Raw genomic sequence first — 20,666 nt, forward strand, 5'->3', positions numbered from 1 at the left:
TTGCCGGTCAATCGTTCCCGGCCAGACGTGCCCGGGCGCGGGGCGAACGGCAGGCCGCGGCGGTAAACAGCACGTCGGTGGAGGAGTTGAGCGCGGTCTCGGTGGAGTCCTGGATTACGCTGATGACGAAGCCGATGGCGACGACCTGCATGGCGACGTCCGCCGAGATGCCGAACAGGCTGGCGGCCATCGGGATCAGCAGCAGGGAGCCGCCGGCCACGCCGGAAACGCCGCATGCCGCCAGTGCCGAGACGATGCACAGCAGGAACGCCGTGGCGAAGTCCACGCCGATGCCCAGGGTGTTGGCAGCGGCCAGCGTCATCACGGTGATGGTGATCGCCGCGCCGGACATGTTGATCGTGGCGCCCAGCGGGATCGAGACGGAGTAGGTGTCCGGATGCAGGTCGAGCCGTTCGCACAGCGCCATGTTGACCGGAATGTTAGCCGCGCTGCTGCGGGTGAAGAAGGCAGTGATGGCACTGCCGCGCAGGCAGGCAAAGACCAGCGGGTACGGGTTGCGGCGCGTGTAGAGGAACACGATCAGGGGATTGGTCACCAGCGCCACGAAGACCATGCAGCCGAGCAGCACCGCCAGCAGCTGGGCGTAATCCGCCAGGGCGCTCATGCCGGTCGAGGCGAAGGTGTTGGCGACCAGCCCGAAGATGCCCAGCGGCGCAAGGCGAATCACCCAGCGCACTAGCCCGGAGACCGCATCCGAAACGTCGGCCAATGCCCGGCGCGTGGTATCGCTGGCATTGCGCAGCAGCAGCCCGAGTCCCACGGCCCAGGTCAGGATGCCGATGAAATTGGCCTCGATCAGCGCATGGATCGGATTGTCCACCGCGCTCATGGCCAGGTTGCGCAGGATCTCGGCAATGCCGGTCGGCGGCGTGCCATCGGCTCTGGGGGCGTCGATGATCAGCGAGGTCGGAAAGAGAAAACTCGCCGTCACGGCGACCAGTGCGGCAACCAGCGTGCCGATCAGATAGAGCATCAACACCCCGCGCACCTGGGTCGGCTGGCCGCGCTGATGGCTGGCGATGGCCGCCATTACCAGTACGAACACCAGAATCGGCGCGACCGCCTTGAGCGCGCCGATGAAGAGATCGCCCAGAATGGCGAACGATGCGGCGGTCGACGGCGCCAGCGAGGCCAGGATCAGGCCCGCCACGATGCCGATCAGGATCTGGGGAATGAGCCCGATGCGAGGCAGGCGCGAGGAAGCGGTTCGGGTGTCGGAACTGGCGGACATGACTCTCTCTTATGACTCTTGCTTGAGGATACCGAGATGGGATGGCAGCGTAGCCACGAAGGGCGGCATTCTATCATCGCTGCCGGCGCGACACTCGCCGGAAACCCTGCCCGGCGCGCGATCCCTGGTGATATCGACCAGCGCGGCAGCGGATTGGTGGTGAAAAAACGATGGATTTCGGGGAAACGATGGATTCGAGAAGCGGGGAAATGGATTCGAGAAGAGGGGAGTGAGCGCCGGCCGCTCAGCGACGCCAGAAGGCCGGCGTGAACAGTACCAGAATGGTGAAGATCTCGAGGCGCCCCAGCATCATCGCCAGCACCAGGATCCATTTGGCGGCACTGGGAACGTCGCCGTAATCGGTCGAGACATCACCGAGCCCCGGGCCCAGGTTGTTGAGTGCCGAGCCGATCGCCGACCACGCCGTCACCTGATCGAGCCCGGTGGCGAGCAGGGCCAGCAGCATCACCACGAACAGCATCATGTAGACAGAGAAGAATCCCCACACGGCTTCGGCGACCCCCTCGGAAATGCGCATCTTGCCGACCTTGACGGCGAACACGGCGTTGGGGTGGATCAGGCGGTGAATCTCGCGGATGCCCTGTTTCAGGATCAGCAGGATACGGATCACCTTCATGCCGCCGCCCGCGGACCCCGAACAGGCGCCGACGAAGGCCGCCATGAACAGCATGATCGGCAGCACGCCGGGCCACAGCGTGAAGTCGGCGACGCTGAAGCCCGACGTGGTCGCCACCGAGACCGCCTCGAACAGCCCGTGGCGGATGCCGGTGGCGTCGTGATAGGTGCCGGTGGCGAACAGCGTGATGATGGTGATGGCGATCAGCAAGCCCAGGAAGGTCACGAAGAAGCGGAATTCCGGATCGCGGATGTACTGCAGCAGGCGCCGCTCGCGCCATACCGCGAAGTGCAGGCCGAAGCTGACCGAGGAGACGATCATGAAGAACACGCAGATCATCTCGATGGTGGTGCTGTCGAAGTGGCCGATGCTGGCATCGTAGGTGGAGAATCCGCCGACGGCCACAGTGGCGAAGCTGTGGCCGATGGCATCGAACCAGTTCATTCCCGCGGCCCAATAGGCCAGCGCGCAGACCACGGTCAGGATCACGTAGATGTACCACAGCGCCTTGGCCGTCTCGGTGATTCGCGGCGTCAGCTTGGAATCCTTCAACGGGCCCGGGATCTCGGTCCGGTAGAGCTGCATGCCGCCGATGCCCAGCGTCGGCAGGATCGCCACCGCGAGCACGACGATCCCCATCCCGCCCAGCCATTGGAGCTGCTGGCGGTAGAAGCGAATCGACGCCGGCAGATGGTCGATGCCGCTGAGCACGGTCGCCCCGGTCGTGGTGAGCCCGGAAAACGACTCGAATACCGCATCGGTGAACGACATCGACGGCGCTTCGGAGACCATGAAAGGAATCGTCCCGAACAGTCCGAGAACGCTCCAGAACAGCACCGTGATGAGGAAACCGTCGCGGGTGCGCAGCTCGCGCTTGGCCTTCCGGTTGGGCCAGTAGAGCAGCGCCCCGGTGACGACCGAAATCGCCATGCCGGCGCCAAAGGCGTGCCAGTTGCCATCGTGAAAGATCCGGGCGATGACGATCGGCGGCACCATGGTCAGGCTGAACAGCATCAGCAGTAGACCGACGATGCGGAGAATCACGAGCAGATTCACGGCGAGGCGTTCCCGATCGGCTGTGGCGGACAGGGGTGGCGTAACATGATCGTCATCAGAAGAACGTCAGGCCGACTTGGAATAGCCGCTCGACATCGCGAATGCGGCGCTTGTCGATCACGAACAGGATCAGGTGGTCGCCGGTCTCGATCATGACGTCGTCGTGAGCGATCAGGACCTCCTTGCCCCGTACGATGGCGCCGATACTGGTCCCGCTGGGCAGGTCGACTTCGCCGATGGTGCGGCCGACCACGCGGGAGGAGCGCTTGTCACCGTGGGCGATGGCTTCGATCGCCTCCGCCGCGCCACGACGCAGCGAATGCACATTGACGATATCGCCCCGGCGCACGTGGGTGAGCAGGCTGCCGATGGTAGTCTGCTGCGGCGAGATGGCGATATCGATCTCGCCACCCTGGACCAGATCCACGTAGGCGGCATTGTTGATCAGCGTCAGCACCTTCTTGGCGCCGAGGCGCTTGGCCAGCATCGACGACATGATGTTGACCTCGTCGTCGTTGGTCAGCGCGCAGTAGATGTCGCAATCCTCGATGTTCTCCTCGAGCATCAGCCGCTTGCTGGTGGCGCTGCCATGCAGGACCACGGTGCGGTCGAGCTTTTCGGAGAGGGTGCCGCAGCGGCCGAGATCGTGCTCGATGATCTTGACCTGATGCTTGTGTTCCAGCGTTTCCGCCAGGCGCTCGCCGATGTTGCCGCCCCCGGCGATCAGCACGCGACGGAAGTCGCGGTCGACCTTGCGCAGCTCGCCCATCACGGTGCGGATATCGCGCCGCGCGGCGATGAAGAAGACCTCGTCGTCCGCTTCGATGACGGTGTCGCCGGTGGGAATGATCGGCCGGTCGCGGCGGTAGATCGCCGCCACGCGGGTATCGATGTCGGGCATGTGGCGCCGCAGAAAGCCGAGTTCCTGCCCCACCAGCGGGCCGCCGTAGTAGGCCTTGACCGCCACCAGCTGGGCCAGGCCGCCGGCGAAGTCGAGCACCTGCAGCGCGCCGGGATATTCGATCAGGCGGCGGATATGGTCGGTGACCACCTGCTCCGGGCTGATCAGCACGTCCACCGGGATGGCGTCGTTGGAGAACAGGCTCTTGCGCGTCAGGTAGGCCGTCGAACGCACGCGGCCGATCTTGGTCGGCGTGCGGAACAGCGTATGCGCGACCTGGCAGGCGACCATGTTGATCTCGTCGGAGCTGGTCACCGCGATCAGCATGTCGGCATCTTCGCCGCCGGCCTGACGCAGAATGTTGGGGTAGGACGCGGTACCGATCACCGTCCGGATGTCGAGACGGTTCTGCAGTTCGCGCAGCCGCTCCTCGTTGATATCCACGACCGTGATGTCGTTCTCTTCATTGGCCAGATGTTCGGCCAACGTACCGCCGACCTGACCGGCACCCAGAATAATAATTTTCATGCCAAACCATCACGGAAATACGGCGTACCGCCTGCCAGTTTACCCGGCGCCGGGAAATCGGGGCGAACCCCGCCGGGCGCCGAAATCAGCGCGTAGCATAACGAGGTGGACGACCGAATGACAGGGCCGCGGGCGACATCTCGCCAGCGGCCCCGAGCCGTGCCCAAGGGGGCGTCATTCAATCCAGCGTGACGCCGACCTTGATCGTCACCTGCCAGTGGGAAAGCTTGTTGTCTTCCAGGTGGCCGCGGGTTTCGGTGACCTCGAACCAGCGCATGCCGTGCAGGGTCTTGCTGGCCTTGGTCAGCGCATTCTGGACGGCATCCTCGATGCTGGTGGTCGAGGAACCGGTGAGTTCGATCTGCTTGTAGACGTGGTCGCTCATGGTAAAGCTCCTTGGTTGAAAGCGTCGGCCGTTGCCGACGACTGAAAGCCCCTGGACTCGATAGCCCCTGGACTCCCTGGGGCCTGGAAAGAGGTACGATTCAGGCGCGCCGATGGCTCAGGCATCGACGATGGCGATGCCCAGCGACGAAAGGCGCTGGCGGGTATCGTCGTCCGTCTCGAACGTGACCGGCCGCGTCAGCGGCCAGAGGAAATGGGTGTTGAAGCCGGCGGCGACGGCGTCTTCGGCAGTCCACAGTACGCAGACATCCCGCGCCAGCCCGCAGACGTAGACATCGGTGACGCGGCGATCGCGCAGCCAGCCCGCGAGCCCGGTGGCAGGGCGATGGCCGTCGGGGCCGATGTTGTTGCGAAAGGCGCTGTAGGAATCGATGCCGGGATCGGTGCCCTTGCGAATGATCGCGTCGCAGGCGGACCAGTCGATCGCCGGATGCAGCGCCGCGCCCTCGGTGCGCTGGATGCAGTGGTCGGGCCATAGCGTCTGGGCGTGGCCATAGAGCTCGATCGACTCGAATGGCTGATGGGGCGGATGCCGGGAGGCGAACGAGACGTGCCTCGGCGGATGCCAGTCCTGCGTCGCCACGACATGGGCGAAGGCGTGTTGCGCCAGCAGCCACTCGAGCCCCGGCAGGATGGCGTCGCCCTCGACACAAGCCAGCGCGCCGCCGGGCATGAAGTCCGGCTGCACGTCGACGACGATTAATGCGCGTTCGACGGCAACACCGTCGAGCGCCAGGGCGGCGGGCTGGGATTGTGGGCGGAGCGTGGGATCGATGGCATCGTTCTCGGGCACGGCCGGCACTTCCTCGTCACGGGTGTGGATTCAGTATCGAAGCCTGCTCGGCCGGGCGCAAGTCACGCCATCCCGTATCGCGTCATCTGCCGGCGAATACCGCGCTGGAGATCGTCGATCGGAATGGAGCATGGCACTGCGGCTTGCCGCGTCAGGAGTGCACGAAGGCCGCCAGGGAATGGTTGGCGATGATCTGCACCGTGACGCGAGCGCCGGGCAGGAAGTGGCAGGCATGATTGGCGCGCACCTTGAGTCGGGAGCCGTCGTCCAGTTCGACGCCGTAGAGCCGGCTTTCGCCCTCGTAACGCGCCCAGACGATGGCGGCGTTGCCCGGCGTCGACGCGGTGATACCGAGATCGTCGGGGCGTACCAGGACATCCACCTGGTGGTGAGCGCCGGCCGTATCGCCCTCTATGGTTACCTGGCCGAGCGCCGTGTTCGCCCCCTGCGCCGTGCGCTGCCCGGGCAGGAAGGCCGCATCGCCGAGAAATTCGGCCACGAAGCGGCTGGCGGGCGAGCGGAAGCAGGTTTCCGGTGTATCGAGCTGCTCCAGGCGCCCGGCATGCATCACGCCGATCCGGTCGCCGACCGACAGCGCTTCGGCCTGGTCGTGAGTCACCCACAGCGCCGGTACGCCGGCCGTCTTGAGGGCGTCGCGGATCTCGTGGCGCAGGCTGTCCTTGAGTGCGGCATCGAGATTCGACAGCGGTTCGTCGAGAAGGACCAGCGAGGGGGAGTGCGCCAGCGCACGGGCCAGGGCGACACGCTGCTTCTGACCGCCCGACAGGGTGTCGGGCATCGCGCGGCGCAGACGCTCAAGCCCCAGCAGGGCGATCCAGTGGTCGGCGAGGTCGCGCTGCTTGACGCGAAACCCGATGTTCTGTTCCACGTTGAGATGCGGAAACAGCGCGAAGTCCTGGAAGACCAGGCCGATACCACGCTTTTCCGGGGGTACGTAGGTGTGCTTGTCGATACGCATGCCGGCGAGGATCAGTTCGCCCTCGTCGAGCGTCTCCAGCCCAGCCAGGGTGCGCAGGGTGGTCGACTTGCCGCAGCCGGTAGGTCCCACCAGGGTGATGATCTCGCTTTCGCCAAGCGTCAGGTCGAGGCCGGTGACCGCGACGTCATCGCCATAGCGCACCCACAGGTCTCGGATCGTTAGCATCGTAGCATCCTGAATCGTGAAATAAGTCCATTGCGGCACTGCCTTGAGGCGCTCGACTTTAGCGGGTCGAGCGATGCGCCAGACGCTCCTCGCCGGCGATCATCAGCATGACGGCGAGACCTGAGACCAGCATCAGCAGCAAGCCCGGGACGGCGCCCCGGCCGAAGTAACCGGCGTCATAGACGCGCCACAGGTAGGTGCCCACCGTCTCGAAGCCGGTGGGGCGCAACAGCAGGGTGGCCGGCAGCTCGCGCATGGCCTCGAGAAACACCAGGGCAGCGCCGGCGACGATGCCCGGCAGGCTCAACGGCAGGCTGACGCGCCGAAAGGCTTCCAGCGGCGAGGCGCCAAGGCTGCGTGCCGCCCCGCTCAGGTCGCGGCCGTTGCGGGCCAGCGGCGCGCGCACCGCGCCCACCGCCAGCGGCAGAAAACGTATCATGTAGGCGATCACCAGCAAGGCCAGCGTCTGATAGAGAAATTCCAGCTGCAGGCCGATGTAGACCAGCGCGGTGCCCAGCACGATGCCGGGAAGGCCGAAGCCCAGATAGGCGATACGCTCGAACAGCCTTCCCGAGCGGCCCGCGGACGCGGCAAGGGCCACCGGCAGGGCGAGCAGCACCGTGCCGGCGGCCGCCAGCAGCGAGGCGTAGACCGAGTTGAGCAGGTAGCTGGGGTCGAAGCCGGTAAAGCCGTCGCGTAGCAGCCAGAGCGTGAACACCGCCACCGGCAGCGCCAGTGCCGCCAGACCGATCGCCACGGCGGCCAGCAGGCTCAGGACCTTCACGGCCGGACTCAGGTGCAGGCTGAGTGGTCGGCCGGGGCGTTCGCGCGGCGTGCGGGTCCGGGCTTCCAGAAGCAGCACCAGCGCCACCAGCCCCAGCAACTGCAGCGACAAGAGAGCGGCCTGGCCGAGGCCGAAGGCGTTGTATTCGACGTAGATGACGCGGGTAAAGGTATCCAGGCGCATGATGGCCGGCGTGCCGAAGTCGGAGAGCGTGTACAGCGCCACCAGCAGCGCTCCCGCGGCAATCCCGTTGCGTGCGCGTGGCAGGACCACCCGCAGCAAGGCCATCGGCAGCGACATGCCCAGGGTGCGCGCCGCGTCGACCACGCTGGCATCCAGTCCGGCCAGTGCGGCCCGGGTGCTGAGCAGCACGAACGGGAAGGTATAGAGCGTCATCACCAGCGTCGCGCCGGCCAGGCCCTGGACGGATGGCGTGGCGATGCCGGTGAGTGCGGTCATCTCGCCCCCCGGCCCGAAGGCGGCAAAGAAGGCGAACGCTCCCAGGTAGCTGGGGACGGCCAGCGGGGCACAGAGCAAGGCGACCCAGAAGCGCTGCCCCGGCAGGCTCGCGTAACGGGTCACGAGCGCCAGGGGCACGCCGAGCAGCACGGCGCCGACCATGGTCAGGGCGGCAAGCGCCAGGGTGTTGCCCAGGATCCTCGGCAGGCTGCCCCCGAAGTCCAGGTCGGCACCGAGCCCCAGAGCGCACAGCACCGCGATCGGCGACAGCACCACGGCGGCGATGAGCCCGCTGAGCCACCAGCTGATACGGCGAAAAATCACAGCACCCCGGTTTCGCGCATCAGCGCCAAGGTGGGCCTGAGGTCCGCCAGCCGCGTGAGTTCCACCTCGGGCGGGTCGATCCGGTTCATCGGCGGCAGGCCTGCGGGCATCGCGACGCCCCGGACCATGGGTAGCTCGAAGGCTTGCGTGGCCAGGTACTCCTGCACCTCGCGCGTCAGCAGATAGCGCACGAAGCCGACGGCGGCCGGGTTGTCGCTGAGCAGGGCCACGCCGGAGGCATTGACCAGACAGCCGGCATCATCGTCGGTGAAGGCGAGCTGCACCGAGGCATCCGGCATGCCCTGCTTGAGGCGCAGGGTGTAGTAATGATTGGCGAAGCCCACGTCGACCTCGCCGCGCTCGACCGCCATGACCACTCCGAACTCGCCGGCGTAGCTAGTGGCATGCGGCTTGACGCCGAGCAGCCACTGGCGCGTGCGTTGCTCGCCCTCGAGCAGGCGCATGGCGGTCACGAACGACTGAAAGGCGCCGTAGGCCGGTGCCCAGCCGATCTTCAGATCGCTGTCGGCGAAGGCCATGATGTCGTCGGGCAACTGATCGGCCGAGACGCGCCGGGGATTGTAGGGCACGCTACGAATGCGCCCCGACACCGCGGCCCAGTGACGGTACTGGAAGGGGTCGCGTATCCGCGCGCGGATGGTTTCCGGGAGGGGATGCGTCATGCCCTGGTCCGCCACCAGGCCCAGCGAGCTGGAGTCGATCGACCAGAACAGGTCGGCGCGCTGCACGCCGGCCTGATGTTCGGCCACCAGCGTATTGGCCAGTGAGGCGGAAGGCCCGCGCCGGACCTGCAGGTCGAGCTTTGGATTGCGCTTGCGAATGGCTGTCACGAGGGTGTCGTACAGGCCGCCCTCGCCGCGTCCCAGATAGACCGTCAGCTTGCCCTGAAGCGCGGGCAGTTCCTCGACGGAGCGGGCCGTGGCAGCGTCGCCTGTCGCGGCGTCGCCGGCCAGCAGCCGCGTCGGGCCGAGCAAGCCCAGGGCGAGAGCCGACTTGAGCAGGGTGCGGCGATCCATGTCAGAAGACCTCTTGTTTTTCCTGGCCGGCGAGCAGGTCGCGTGCCTTGTCGAGACGCGCCTTCATGGTGCCGACCAGCTTGCTGACCTGGCCGTCGTTGCCCTGTTCCATACGCTTGGGCAGCGTGGCATTGAAATCTTCTTCAAGACCTTCGACGAGCTCGGGATCCAACGCGATCAGCTTGCCTTCGAGACCTTCGAAATGCTCCATGTAGGCCGCATGGATCAGCTCGTTGGCTTCTTCGAGCTCGCCTTCGTAGTACTCACCCAGCGCTTTGTCGAGAGCGGCCTGGATGGCGGTGACGGTGGCGGCATCGCCCTGAACGGCAGCACCGGATTCGGCCGGTTCGGCGTACGCCACGCGCAGCCCGCCCAGTCCCTGCCAGAGCGCGCTGCGCACCTGGTCGGCGGCGGCGACGACTTCACGGTGGGAGGCGTCCTGCTCGAGGGCTCTTTCCAGGCCACCGTACGCCTGCCAGATGAGCGGATAGACCACCTGGGCATGCTCTTCCAGCGCCTCGTGGTACTCGGCGTCCGACCACTGCTGCTTGAGCCTGGCGATGTCGTCGTCGACACCTTCCTGGTCGGCATGCTCCGTGACGAGGGTGTCCAGCGTGGCGGTCATCGCCTCGACCTCGGCCGCGTAGGTGTCGAGATCACCACTGGCCTGAGCAGTGCCTGCCGCCAGGCCCAGGGTCAGCATGGCAGCGGGCAGTGTCTTGGCAGCGAACAGTGTCTTGGCAGCGAACAGCGTCTTGCGGGGGAAGCGGTCTACTCGACTCATTCCATGTCTCCAAACGGGGCGAAATGCGAATGATATCCATCATACTGTGAATGGTTCTCATTTCAACCCTTTTTCGCTGGTCGCTCGGTACGCCCGGAAGACTTGCGTCCTGGCCAGGAGCGCGGTGGCAGCCGGCAGCGCATGACGGCCAGACGCCACGACGCTACCGCCGCTTGACCAGCCGGGCGTAGAAGAAGCCGTCATGCCCCCCTTCCCGGGGCAACAGCTGGCGCCCGCCGCCGGACGGCTGCCCCCAGCCGGTCTCTTCGGGCGTGGTGAGTTCGGCGTCGGACGTGCGGGCGACGAAGGCCTGAATCTGCTCGCGATTCTCCGCTGGCATCACCGAGCAGGTGGCGTAGAGCAGCGTGCCGCCCGGGGCGAGCAACGCCCAGAGATTGTCGAGCAGGCGCGCCTGCAGCGCGGCGAGTTCACGAATGTCGCCGGGACGACGCAGCGCCTTGATGTCCGGGTGGCGGCGAATCACGCCGGTGCCCGAGCAGGGTGCATCCAGCAGGATGGCGTCGAAGGGGCGGCCGTCCCACCAGTCGCGTGAAACCGCATCGGCCTGTTGCAGGGACGCGTTGAGATCAAGCCGCGCCAAGGTGTTCTCGACGCGTGCCAGGCGCTCGGCATCGCTGTCCACGCCGAGCAGGTCGATGTCGAAGCGCTCGAGCAGATGCGCCGTCTTGCCGCCGGGGGCGCAACAGGCGTCGAGCACCCGCGCGCCGGGGTGCGCCGCGAGCGCGGGGGCGAGCAGCTCGGCACTGAGCTGGGCCGCCTCGTCCTGAACGCTGACATCGCCTTGCGCAAAGCCCGGCAGGGCCTGTACATCGCAGGGTGTCGACAATGTCAGGCCGTCCGCGGCGTGCGCGCAGGGCGTCGCCTCGAGACCGGCCTCGCCGAGACGCGTAAGATAATCCTCGCGCGTGGTGCGCCGCCGGTTGACGCGCAGCGTCATCGGGCCCGGCTGGTTGTTGGCGGCCGCCACCGCCTGCCACGCAGCGGGCCAGGCCTGGCGCAGCGCCTCGAGCAGCCAGGCGGGGTGCAACTGCGCCACGGCCGGATCGCGATCGACACCTGCCTGCAGCGTGTCGGACTCGCGCTGTAGGCGACGCAGGCAGCCGTTGAGCACACGGGTCGCCCACGCCTTGCCAAGCAGGCGTGCGGCGCCGGCGGTCTCGCCCACCGCGGCATGGGCCGGCACGCGCATGTAGAGCAGCTGATACAGCCCCAGCAGCAGCAGCGCCTGGACGTCCTGATCGCGGCGCTTGAAGGGCTGGCGCAGCAGCTCGCGGGCGAGCGCCTGCAGGCGTGGCAGCGTGCGGCAGACGCCGAAGCACAGCGCCTTGGCCAGGCTGCGGTCGCGCTCGGCTACGCCGCCGGCCGCGAGCGCCGCCTCCAGCCCCGCCAGCGAACCCTGGGCGGTGAGCACCGGCACCAGCGCGCGGGCGGCGGCGGCGCGCACGTGCTGGCCGCTCATGAGGACTCTCCTGCGACGCCCAGACGCAGGCCGGGACGTACCCGCTCGGCGCGGGAATTGAGCAGGTCGCGCACGGCCAGTGGCTTGCCACCGGGCAACTGGGCGCGGGTGACGCGCAGCACCTCGTCGCCCTGTGGGCCGCAGGCGATGCGCAGCGCGTCGGCATCATGGGCGAGCAGCGTGCCGGGCGCGCCGGCCGGGTCGGCGGGGCGCCGCTGATCCTCCTCGGCGAACCACAGCCGCAGCGGCTCGCCCTCCAGCCGGGTCCAGGCCACCGGCCAGGGGTTGAAGGCGCGAATCCGGCGCGACAGCGCTGCCGCCGGCTGGTGGAAGTCCAGCTCCGCCTCGGGCTTGGAGAGCTTGCTGGCATAGGTCACGCCGTCCTGCGGTTGCGGCGTGGCGGTCAGGCCTTGTTCGGCCAGCGCGTCGAGGCCCTCGACCAGGGTTTCTCCACCCAGTGCGGCGAGGCGGTCATGCAGGTCGCCGCCGGTGGTGGTGTCGTCGATGGCGGTGCGCTTGATCAGCAGCATGTCGCCAGTATCGAGACCGGCATCCATCTGCATCAGGGTGATGCCGCTCTCGCTATCGCCCGCCTCGATGGCGCGCTGGATCGGCGCTGCGCCGCGCCAGCGCGGCAACAGCGAGGCGTGCACGTTGAGACAGCCCAGCCGGGGAATGTCGAGCACCGCCTGCGGCAGCAACAGGCCGTAGGCAACGACGATCATGACATCGGCCTCGAATTCGGCCAGCCGCCGCTGGGCCTCTTCGTCCTTGAGGCTGAGCGGCTGTTCCACCGGCAGTTCGTGCTCGAGTGCCAGGCGCTTGACCGGGCTGGGCGTGAGCTTGCGGCCACGGCCGGCGGGGCGGTCCGGCTGCGTGTAGACTCCGACGACCTGATGGCGGGAGGCGAGCACGGCCTTGAGACTCTCGGCCGCGAAATCCGGCGTGCCGGCAAAGACGATACGCAGCGGCTGCCCTTCAACACGGTGACTCATTCGATACGTTCCTGACGAGTGAATGCCTGAGGATGAGTGATGCCTGCAGTGGGTAAACCCTGAAGAGCAATGACGAAAGGCCGGCGTCGCGAGGACGGCCGGCCTTCGAAAGCCTGAAGATGACGCGACGGGCGATCAGGCGTCCTGTTTCTGGCGCTTCTGCATCTTCTTGAGAATCCGGTCGCGCTTCAACGGCGACAGATAGTCGACGAACAGTACGCCCTCGAGATGATCGCACTCGTGCTGGATGCAGTGAGCTAGCAGGCCGTCGGCATCCAGCTCGTAGGCGTTGCCGTCGCGATCGGTCGCCTCGAGATGGACGCGCAGTGCCCGCGGCACCTCGGCGTAGTAGTCGGGGATCGACAGGCAGCCTTCCTGCAGCGGCTCGCGTTCGTCGTCCAGCGGTTCGTAGGTCGGGTTGATCAGCACCAGCGGGCTGTTGCGATCGTCGCTGACGTCCATGACGATCACGCGCTGGTGGATGTCGATCTGCGTGGCGGCCAGGCCGATACCGGAGGCGTCGTACATGGTTTCCAGCATGTCGTCGACCAGCGTGCGGATCTCGTCGTCGACCTGGGCGACCGGCGCTGCCTTGGTACGAAGGCGCGGATCGGGATATTGGAGAATGGTTCTGATGGCCATATTCGTTTGCGTGCCTATCGGCATGAGTGACGTGATCTGCCCTATTGTAGAGCGCCAGCGCCGACGGGGAAACCGCTGTTCCGAGGCGGTGGGGCGGACCCCGCAACGGGGCGCGCCCTCAAGTCCGTCCTGCCGGCGCCGATCTATAGGAGATGACGTCGGTGGCCCACCCTTGGGGATGACAACAGCAATGATCAGTTTGGATGGTTGGCGAGCGAGCCGCGCCCGTTGCCGCGCCATGGCGGGACGGCTGCTGCTGGTTGGTGGCCTGGGGCTGCTGGTCGCATCGCCGACCCCGGTGTGGGCGCTGTCGGCTCAGGAGCCGCTGTCGCTGAAAGCGGATGCGCCGGCCAGCTACACGGTTCGCGAGGGTGACACGCTGTGGAGCATCGCGGCGCGCTTTCTCGATTCGCCGTGGCAGTGGCAGGCGCTATGGCAGCGCAACCCGCAGGTGGCCTCGCCACGGCAGCTTTATCCGGGAGACGTGATCCGGCTGGTGGCGACCGATGGCGCGCCGCATCTTGCCCTGGAGCGCGGGCGTGGCGAGACGGTTCGGCTCTCTCCCAGCGTACGCCGCCCCCCGGCCCGGGAGGCGGTGCCCAGCCTGCCGCTGGATCGCATCCGGGTCTTCCTCGAGTCCTATCAGATCGTCGACCCCGGCGTGCTGGCCGATGCGCCAACGGTGGTCGCTGGCCAGGCCCAGCGATTGTTGAGCGGCGCTGGCGATACGCTCTATGCCCATGGCCGGTTGCCGGCGACGGGCACCACGTTGGGCATCTATCGGCCGGGCAGCGATTACCGTGCGCCCATGTCGTCCGAGTCGGAAGGGCAGGGCTCGGAGACGAGGTCGCTGGGGCTGGAGCTGCATCGCCTCGGCCATGCGCGGGTGCGGCGGAACGTCGATGGTGTCGGCGAGCTGAAGGTGCTGGATGCGGTACAGGAGATTCGCAATGGCGACTATCTGCTGGCGCTGGACGAAGGCGGCATCGCGACGCAGTTCCAGCCGAGGGCGCCTGAAACACCGGTCGTGGCAACCATTCTTTCCGTGCCGGACGGTGTGCGCTTCATCGGCCGCCATGATGTCGTGGCGATCGATCGCGGCCGTGCCGACGGGCTCGAGACGGGCCATGTGCTGCAGGTGATGCGTCAGGGCGAGCGCGTGCGCGACGATGTGCGCGACGAGTGGGTGACATTGCCGGATACCGAGGCCGGCGCTGTAATGGTGTTCCGGGTCTTCGAGCATCTCAGTTACGCCCTGGTGATGCGCGCCTCGCAGGCGCTGGCGGTGGGCGATCGACTCGTGGTGCCGAGCGATCTCCGAGAAGTCGTAGCCAGCGGAGGCGCGCCGTGATCGGCACCGCGCCGACCGTGGCGTCTTGGATCGGGGCGTCGTGGATGGAAGCCGTCTGGCGAACGGTCGGTCACGCCGTGGATGAGGGGCGGTCATGAGCCCGGAGCTGCGCGATTGGCTGGCACTGGATGCCCTGCCGGGGCTAGGGCCGGCCAGACTGGCACCGCTGCTGCGCCGCTGGCGGGAGGGCGACGACCTGCACTGGCCCCAGGGATGGCTGGCGGCGCTACCCGCGAATCTGGCCCAACCGCTGCGTCTGTGGCTGGACCATCCCGCGCGCAGCCCGCTTACGCCCGCGGTCGATGCCGCGCTCGAGTGGGAGCGGGCCGATGCCCGCCATCATCTTCTCCATCCCGGACATCCGGCATGGCCCGACCTGCTGACTCAACTGCCGGACCCGCCGACGGTGCTGTGGGCCAAGGGTGATCTCGAGGTGCTGAATCGCCCCGCCATGGCGGTCGTCGGTACCCGACGACCCACGCGGGAAGGCCAGGACAACGCCACGCGTTTCGCCCGGGATCTCGTTGCGAAAGGATTCTGCATCGCCAGCGGCATGGCTCTGGGCATCGACGGCGCCGCCCAGCGAGCGGCGTTGCAGGCCGGCGGCGCCACCATCGGCGTGCTCGGCTGTGGCGTGGATGTGATCTATCCGCCGCGCCATGCCTCGCTGTACCGGGAGCTGCTGGCGGGGCAGGGCTTGCTGCTGTCCGAGCATCCGCCCACGACCCGAGCCCATCCCCGCTTCTTCCCGCGGCGTAACCGTCTGATCACGGGGCTATCTCAGGGCGTGCTGGTAGTGGAGGCGGCCGAGAAGAGCGGTTCTCTGGTCAGCGCGCGCCTGGCGCTGGAGCAGGATCGGGAGGTCTTCGCGATACCGGGATCGATCCACAACCCGCAATCGACGGGCTGCCTGCGCTTGATCCGCCAGGGCGAGGCGGCGCTGGTTCGCCACGTCGACGACATCCTCGACGACCTTGCCGCCTGGCAGGTGCCAGTGTCTGGCGTTCTCCCGACAGCGCATGCCGAGTCGAGCCAATTCTCGCCGTCATCGCCACGGATCGCGGCGAATCCGTCGTTACCCGGCGTCGCGTCTGCCGCTCCCGACTCGCCCTTGCTGGCGGCGCTCAGCGACGCGCCGACGCCGGTGGATCTGCTGGTCGAACTGACCGGGCAGTCGGTGGCCGACATACAGCTGGGGCTGCTCGAACTCGAACTCGACGGCTGGGCGGCCCAGACCTCCGGCGGTTGGGTCAGAAGAGGGGGGTGACGCCCTGCGTCATCTCTACCGGGATCGGGGCCGTCACGCGGCGCGGCGGAGGCGCCTACTCGCCGGCCGGCCCTCCCCACACTTCCAGATGATTGCGGCGAGCCCGCGATTTCTCCTCGTCGCTCAGGCTCCAGTCGCCGCCGTAGATCGCTTCTTCCCAGGCACCGTAGGCCGGATTGGGCAGCATGATGTAGCGGCTGCCGAAGGCATTGGCCTGGGCGTTGACGGCGGCCCGGCGGGCGGCGGCGGTATCGCGGTCGAAGCCGGCGGAAAAGTCGCCCAGGTTGTCGCCCATCAGCAGCACGACCCAGTGCGACTGCGAGACGCGCTGACGCCGTGGTGTCTTGTCGCTGGCGTCGCTGCGTGGCAGCAGGTGCTCGTCGTCTGCGTCGGGGAAGTCGACCTGCTGCAGGTTGCGCAGCGTTGCCTCGGCTTCGCTGTCGCGGCGGTTGGTGACGTAGAAGATCTCGACCCCGCGCGATGCCGCGTAATCCAGGAACGGCTTGGCGCCCGGCATCGGTATCGCGCTGGCCTTCTCCACCCACTGGTGCCAGCTTTCGCTGGCGTAGTTCTCGTCATTGGCGATCAGCCACGCCTCGTAGGGCGAGTTGTCGAGCACGGTTTCATCGACATCGACGACGATCGCCGGTGGGCGCTGCCCGCTCGTTTCGGTGGTGGAAAGGGCGCGGTCCAGATTCATGCGGGCCAGGTTGAAGGCCTGATGGCTGAGCGCGGCGTATTCGCCGGAAGATTGCATCCACACCGTTGCCATCACCAGTTCGTCGGAGAGGGAGACCTTCGGGGCTGGCGGTTGCGCGGGTTGCTGGGCACAGGCAGTGAGGCCGCCGGCCAGCGTCAGCGAGAGCAGCGTTAAAGAGAGCGGTGAACGGGGCATGGTCGGTTCCTCGTCGTCTTGTTGGCTTCGTCTTGTTGGCATGTATTCCGGACGGCTCGACCGGGCCGGCGTTAGCCGCACTCGCCACGCCGGATGCGGGGCGGGGTGCGGGGCGGGGTGCGACGTTGAGGCACGGCCGGGCGTCGTTCGGGCATGGTAGAATTTAGCCCATATCCAGCGACAGGTCGGCTCGCGGAAAGAAGGATCGAGATCATGCAGGACTTTGCAGCAGCCGTTGCGGCGCTCCGGCGCGGCGGCATCATCGCCTATCCCACCGAGGGTGTCTGGGGGCTGGGGTGCGACCCGGATGACGAACGGTCGCTGAACGCGTTGATCGCCCTCAAGGGGCGTGCCAGCGAGAAGGGGCTGATCCTGATCGCCGGGGACATCCGTCAGCTCGCGGCGTGGCTCGAAGGCGTCGACGACGATGCGATGGCGCGTCTCGCCGCTAGCTGGCCCGGCCCCAATACCTGGTTGATTCCCGACAATGGCCGGGCCGCGCCGCTGCTGCGAGGAAGCCATTCCACGCTGGCGGTTCGCGTCAGCGATCATCCGCTGGTCCAGGCGCTGTGCGCGGCCTGGGGCGGCCCGCTGGTGTCGACGTCGGCCAACCGGGCCGGCGAACCGCCGGCAATGAGTGCGTCACAGGTGCGCGAGACGTTCGGCGAGGCGCTGGACGCGGTGGTGGAAGGCCCGCTTGGCGGGCGCGATCGGCCGAGCACCATTCGCGACCTGATGACCAACGAGGTGCTGCGCGCCTGAGAGACCACCTTTACCCAGCGACATTTTCTCGCTTCACGCTCCGGATTTTCACGACTCTGGACGCTCACTCTCCCGACCTGAAGGAACGACGACCGTGGCACATCCGCATCTCGAACGCGTCAAGGACTATCTGCTCACCCTGCAGGACAGGCTCTGCGAATCGCTGGCCGAGCTCGATGGCGGGGAACGCTTCCGCGAGGAGACCTGGGATCGCCCCGAAGGCGGTGGCGGACGGTCGCGGGTGATCGAAGAGGGCGCGCTGTTCGAGAAAGGGGGCGTCAATTTTTCCCACGTCTACGGCGAGAAACTGCCGCCTTCGGCAACCGCGGCGCGCCCCGAACTGGCGGGTCGGAGCTTCCATGCGGTCGGCGTCTCCTGGGTGCTGCACCCACGCAATCCGCACGTGCCGACCGTCCACGGCAACGTGCGTTTCTTCATCGCCGACAAGCCGGGCGAGGAGCCGGTATGGTGGTTCGGCGGCGGCTACGATCTGACGCCCTATTATCCCTATCTCGAGGATGTCCAGCATTGGCATCGTGTCGCTAAGGCGGCCTGCGATCCTTTCGGCGAAGCGGTCTACCCCCGCTTCAAGGCCTGGTGCGACGACTATTTCTTCCTCAAGCATCGTGACGAGACCCGTGGGGTCGGCGGGCTGTTCTTCGATGATCTCAACGAATGGCCGTTCGAGGAGTGCTTCGCCTTCCAGCGCTCGGTCGGCGACAGTTTCATCGACGCCTTCGCGCCGATCGCCCAGCGCCGGCGCGATACGCCGTTCGGCGAGCGCGAGCGGGAATTCCAGTCTTATCGACGCGGTCGCTACGTCGAGTTCAATCTGGTGTGGGACCGCGGTACTCTGTTCGGCCTGCAGAGCGGCGGGCGCACCGAGTCGATTCTGATGTCGATGCCGCCACTGGCCCGCTGGCAGTACCAGTGGGCGCCGCAGCCCGGTTCCGAAGAGGCGCGGCTGCTCGCCTATCTCCAGCCCCGTGACTGGCTGAATACACCGGAGGAACACCTGCCGACATGACCGACCGCTACGCCGTTTTCGGCCATCCCATCGGGCATTCCAAATCGCCGCGAATCCATGCCGCGTTCGCCGAGCAGACCGGCGAAGCCATCGCCTACACTGCGATCGAAGCGCCGGTCGCGGATTTCGCGGGGGCCTGGCGTGCCTTCGTCGCAGCCGGTGGCCGGGGCGCCAACGTGACGGTGCCGTTCAAGCAGGAGGCCTTCGCGCTGGCGGAAGTGCTCTCGCCACGGGCCAGACTGGCCGGGGCGGTGAATACGTTGATGTTGGGTCGCGATGGCAAGCTTTACGGCGATACCACCGACGGTGTGGGGCTGGTTCGGGATCTTGAGGCTCATGCCGCGCCGCTGGCGGGCGCCCGCGTGCTGCTGCTCGGCGCCGGGGGCGCGTCGCGTGGCGTGATCGAGCCGCTGCTAGAAGCCGGTGTCGCATCGCTGACGGTCGCCAACCGCACCGTGGCCAAGGCCGAGGCGCTGGCGGCGCTGTTTGCCGACAAGGGCGAGGTGTCCGGATGCGGTTTCGATGACGTGGCGGGGCCGTTCGATCTGGTGATCAACGCCACCAGCGCCAGCCTGGCCGGCGATCTGCCGCCACTGCCAGCGGCGCTTTTCACTGCCGAGGGGCTGGCCTACGACATGATGTATGCCGCCGAACCGACCGTGTTTCTGCGCTGGGCGGCCGAGCAGGGCGCGCGGTCGGTCGACGGGCTCGGCATGCTGATCGAGCAGGCCGCGGAATCCTTCTGGCTGTGGCGTCAGGTGCGCCCGGATACCGTACCGCTGCGGGAGTTACTGCGGAGCGAGCTGTAACTTGAGTTTCGGCAAGGCAACGAATTCCAGCAGAGTCAGCTTACTACTGTCCGAGTCTTAACGACCCTCTTGCTCGTGATTGCGAGGGGCAAGCCCCTCGCGCTCCCCTTTTGTGACGCCACAGACGGCGAAACTCTGAACGCCAATCGCCCGCGCTCGGGTCGGCGCGAAAGGGTATCTGACCGCCATGGATGGCGGAAATGCAGAAAATGCAGGAGCAATTTTCTGCCTGCCCAACGCGCCTCTTGCGTCCTGCTGCGCTAAAACATCCTGTCCCGCTTGCAGGGCCGGGGTTGGCCATCCATGGCCAACCCGTTCGGCGAACCGGGCATCACTCAGATGCCCGGTTCGCCTCACCCATGACGCAAGACCCGGCACGGGCGATCGTCGTCCAGCGCCATCTGGAAGGCGTCATTGGGTGGCTGATTCAAGCCTATCGGTTCTACCTGCCAGCAACCTGTCCCGCAAATGCCGACAGGTGGAACGTTAAACCTTGCAGCTGGGTCGTTTGCCCTCGGCCCTGGCCTGCTCATAGCGTGGCTGGGCTTCGTTGAGCCGCTCATTCAAACCTTCCATGCGCTGGCTGTTGCTGGGGTGGGTGGACATCCAGGCCGGCGGTTCGCCCTGACTGTTGGCTGACATGTTCTGCCACAGCTGGAGGCTGGCGCTGGGGTCGAAGCCGGCATCGGCCATCAGGTCCAGCCCTACCAGATCCGCTTCCGACTCCTGCTTGCGCGAGAAGGGCAGGATGACGCCATACTGCGCCCCGGCGCCCAACAGCCCCATGACCTGCTCGCCCCCCGCGCCTTCGAGGCCGGCAACGGTCTGCAGTATCGAAAGCCCGCTCTGCGTCGCGGCCTGGGTGGAGACCCGCTCGTTGGCGTGGTGTGCCAGCACGTGGCCGACTTCATGGCCGATGACCGCGGCGAGTTGATCCTGGTTGGTGGCGACATCGAGCAGGCCAGTGTTGACGCCGATGTAGCCGCCGGGCAAGGCGAAGGCGTTGGCGGTATCGTCCTTGAACACCTTCACTTCCCACTCGGAGATGCCGGCGCTGGCGGGCACTTCGGCGGTGATCGCCTTGGCCACGCACTGCACGTAGGTTGCCTGGGCACCGCTGACCGTGGGCAGCTCCTGCTCGTACTGCGCGAAACTCTGCTCGCCCATCTGAGCCAACTCATCGTCGGAGTAGAACGCCAGCTGGTTGCGCCCCAGCGGCGACGTGCTGCAGGCGCTGAGCAGCGCGGCAAGGCCGAGGGCGCCGATCACCCGGCGCGAAGGTTTTCCTGACATGAGAGGCTTCGAATCTTCCA

The 20,666-nt window shown here is 67.0% G+C and carries 19 protein-coding genes; 5 read left to right on the plus strand and 14 right to left on the minus strand.

Going from position 1 to position 20,666, the window contains the following annotated elements; genetic code table 11:
- Window positions 1–7: 7 nt before the first annotated feature.
- The 12 genes from sstT to def form a co-directional block, all read right to left on the minus strand.
- Entirely contained in the window at window positions 8–1,252 is a 1,245-nt protein-coding gene (sstT, locus tag CCD76_RS13435) for a serine/threonine transporter SstT (RefSeq protein WP_087719971.1), read from the minus strand.
- A gap of 244 nt (window positions 1,253–1,496) precedes the next feature.
- Window positions 1,497–2,945, minus strand: coding sequence for a TrkH family potassium uptake protein (locus CCD76_RS13440; RefSeq protein WP_087719972.1), 1,449 nt, complete (start codon window positions 2,943–2,945; stop codon window positions 1,497–1,499).
- 55 nt (window positions 2,946–3,000) lie between these two features.
- Window positions 3,001–4,374 carry a Trk system potassium transporter TrkA gene (gene trkA, locus CCD76_RS13445; protein ID WP_071229936.1) on the minus strand — a complete coding sequence of 458 codons (1,374 nt, stop codon included), beginning with the start codon at window positions 4,372–4,374 and terminating at the stop codon, window positions 3,001–3,003.
- Window positions 4,375–4,552: 178 nt separating this feature from the next.
- Entirely contained in the window at window positions 4,553–4,759 is a 207-nt protein-coding gene (locus CCD76_RS13450; RefSeq protein WP_071229935.1) for a dodecin, read from the minus strand.
- Between the two features lie 117 nt (window positions 4,760–4,876).
- Entirely contained in the window at window positions 4,877–5,572 is a 696-nt protein-coding gene (gene pncA, locus CCD76_RS13455; protein WP_256961309.1) for a bifunctional nicotinamidase/pyrazinamidase, read from the minus strand.
- A 151-nt stretch (window positions 5,573–5,723) separates the two neighbouring features.
- Window positions 5,724–6,737 carry an ABC transporter ATP-binding protein gene (locus CCD76_RS13460; protein WP_087719973.1) on the minus strand — a complete coding sequence of 338 codons (1,014 nt, stop codon included), beginning with the start codon at window positions 6,735–6,737 and terminating at the stop codon, window positions 5,724–5,726.
- Between the two features lie 58 nt (window positions 6,738–6,795).
- Window positions 6,796–8,304, minus strand: coding sequence for an ABC transporter permease (locus CCD76_RS13465; protein WP_218777036.1), 1,509 nt, complete (start codon window positions 8,302–8,304; stop codon window positions 6,796–6,798).
- The gene (locus CCD76_RS13470) at window positions 8,301–9,341 is read right to left on the minus strand and encodes an extracellular solute-binding protein (protein ID WP_087719974.1); all 1,041 of its coding nucleotides are present in this window, start codon (window positions 9,339–9,341) and stop codon (window positions 8,301–8,303) included. The genes CCD76_RS13465 and CCD76_RS13470 overlap by 4 nt, the downstream gene beginning before the upstream one ends.
- A 1-nt stretch (window position 9,342) precedes the next feature.
- Window positions 9,343–10,125 carry a hypothetical protein gene (locus tag CCD76_RS13475; protein WP_087719975.1) on the minus strand — a complete coding sequence of 261 codons (783 nt, stop codon included), beginning with the start codon at window positions 10,123–10,125 and terminating at the stop codon, window positions 9,343–9,345.
- A gap of 163 nt (window positions 10,126–10,288) precedes the next feature.
- Window positions 10,289–11,605: a 16S rRNA (cytosine(967)-C(5))-methyltransferase RsmB gene (gene rsmB / locus CCD76_RS13480; protein WP_087719976.1), complete on the minus strand. Its 1,317-nt coding sequence runs from the start codon at window positions 11,603–11,605 to the stop codon at window positions 10,289–10,291.
- The gene (gene fmt / locus CCD76_RS13485; RefSeq protein ID WP_087719977.1) at window positions 11,602–12,600 is read right to left on the minus strand and encodes a methionyl-tRNA formyltransferase; all 999 of its coding nucleotides are present in this window, start codon (window positions 12,598–12,600) and stop codon (window positions 11,602–11,604) included. The genes rsmB and fmt overlap by 4 nt, the downstream gene beginning before the upstream one ends.
- A 135-nt stretch (window positions 12,601–12,735) precedes the next feature.
- Window positions 12,736–13,242, minus strand: coding sequence for a peptide deformylase (gene def, locus CCD76_RS13490; RefSeq protein ID WP_087719978.1), 507 nt, complete (start codon window positions 13,240–13,242; stop codon window positions 12,736–12,738).
- 190 nt (window positions 13,243–13,432) lie between these two features.
- Between def and CCD76_RS13495 the strand changes: the two genes are divergently transcribed.
- Both CCD76_RS13495 and dprA read left to right on the plus strand, forming a co-directional pair.
- Window positions 13,433–14,593 (plus strand): LysM peptidoglycan-binding domain-containing protein, encoded by a 1,161-nt coding sequence (locus CCD76_RS13495; RefSeq protein ID WP_179208926.1) that lies wholly within the window; start codon window positions 13,433–13,435, stop codon window positions 14,591–14,593.
- 94 nt (window positions 14,594–14,687) lie between these two features.
- Window positions 14,688–15,860 (plus strand): DNA-processing protein DprA, encoded by a 1,173-nt coding sequence (gene dprA / locus CCD76_RS13500; protein WP_087719980.1) that lies wholly within the window; start codon window positions 14,688–14,690, stop codon window positions 15,858–15,860.
- Window positions 15,861–15,915: 55 nt separating this feature from the next.
- Here the strand turns inward: dprA and CCD76_RS13505 are convergent, their stop codons facing one another.
- Window positions 15,916–16,755 (minus strand): 5'-nucleotidase, lipoprotein e(P4) family, encoded by an 840-nt coding sequence (locus CCD76_RS13505; RefSeq protein WP_179208927.1) that lies wholly within the window; start codon window positions 16,753–16,755, stop codon window positions 15,916–15,918.
- A gap of 213 nt (window positions 16,756–16,968) precedes the next feature.
- On the opposite strand from CCD76_RS13505, the gene CCD76_RS13510 reads away from it, so the two are divergent.
- From CCD76_RS13510 to aroE, 3 genes are all read left to right on the plus strand, one after another.
- The gene (locus tag CCD76_RS13510; RefSeq protein ID WP_087719982.1) at window positions 16,969–17,517 is read left to right on the plus strand and encodes an L-threonylcarbamoyladenylate synthase; all 549 of its coding nucleotides are present in this window, start codon (window positions 16,969–16,971) and stop codon (window positions 17,515–17,517) included.
- 94 nt (window positions 17,518–17,611) lie between these two features.
- Entirely contained in the window at window positions 17,612–18,544 is a 933-nt protein-coding gene (gene hemF, locus CCD76_RS13515; RefSeq protein WP_087719983.1) for an oxygen-dependent coproporphyrinogen oxidase, read from the plus strand.
- Window positions 18,541–19,353: a shikimate dehydrogenase gene (gene aroE / locus CCD76_RS13520; protein WP_087719984.1), complete on the plus strand. Its 813-nt coding sequence runs from the start codon at window positions 18,541–18,543 to the stop codon at window positions 19,351–19,353. Before hemF ends, aroE begins: the two co-directional genes overlap by 4 nt.
- A 486-nt stretch (window positions 19,354–19,839) precedes the next feature.
- Here aroE and CCD76_RS13525 read toward each other — a convergent pair whose 3' ends face one another.
- On the minus strand, window positions 19,840–20,646 hold the full coding sequence (locus CCD76_RS13525) for a M48 family metallopeptidase (protein WP_087720004.1): 807 nt from the start codon (window positions 20,644–20,646) through the stop codon (window positions 19,840–19,842).
- Window positions 20,647–20,666: the final 20 nt, after the last annotated feature.

This window comes from Salinicola salarius, from assembly GCF_002179555.1.
In the GTDB taxonomy this organism is placed as follows: Bacteria; Pseudomonadota; Gammaproteobacteria; order Pseudomonadales; family Halomonadaceae; genus Salinicola; species Salinicola salarius_A.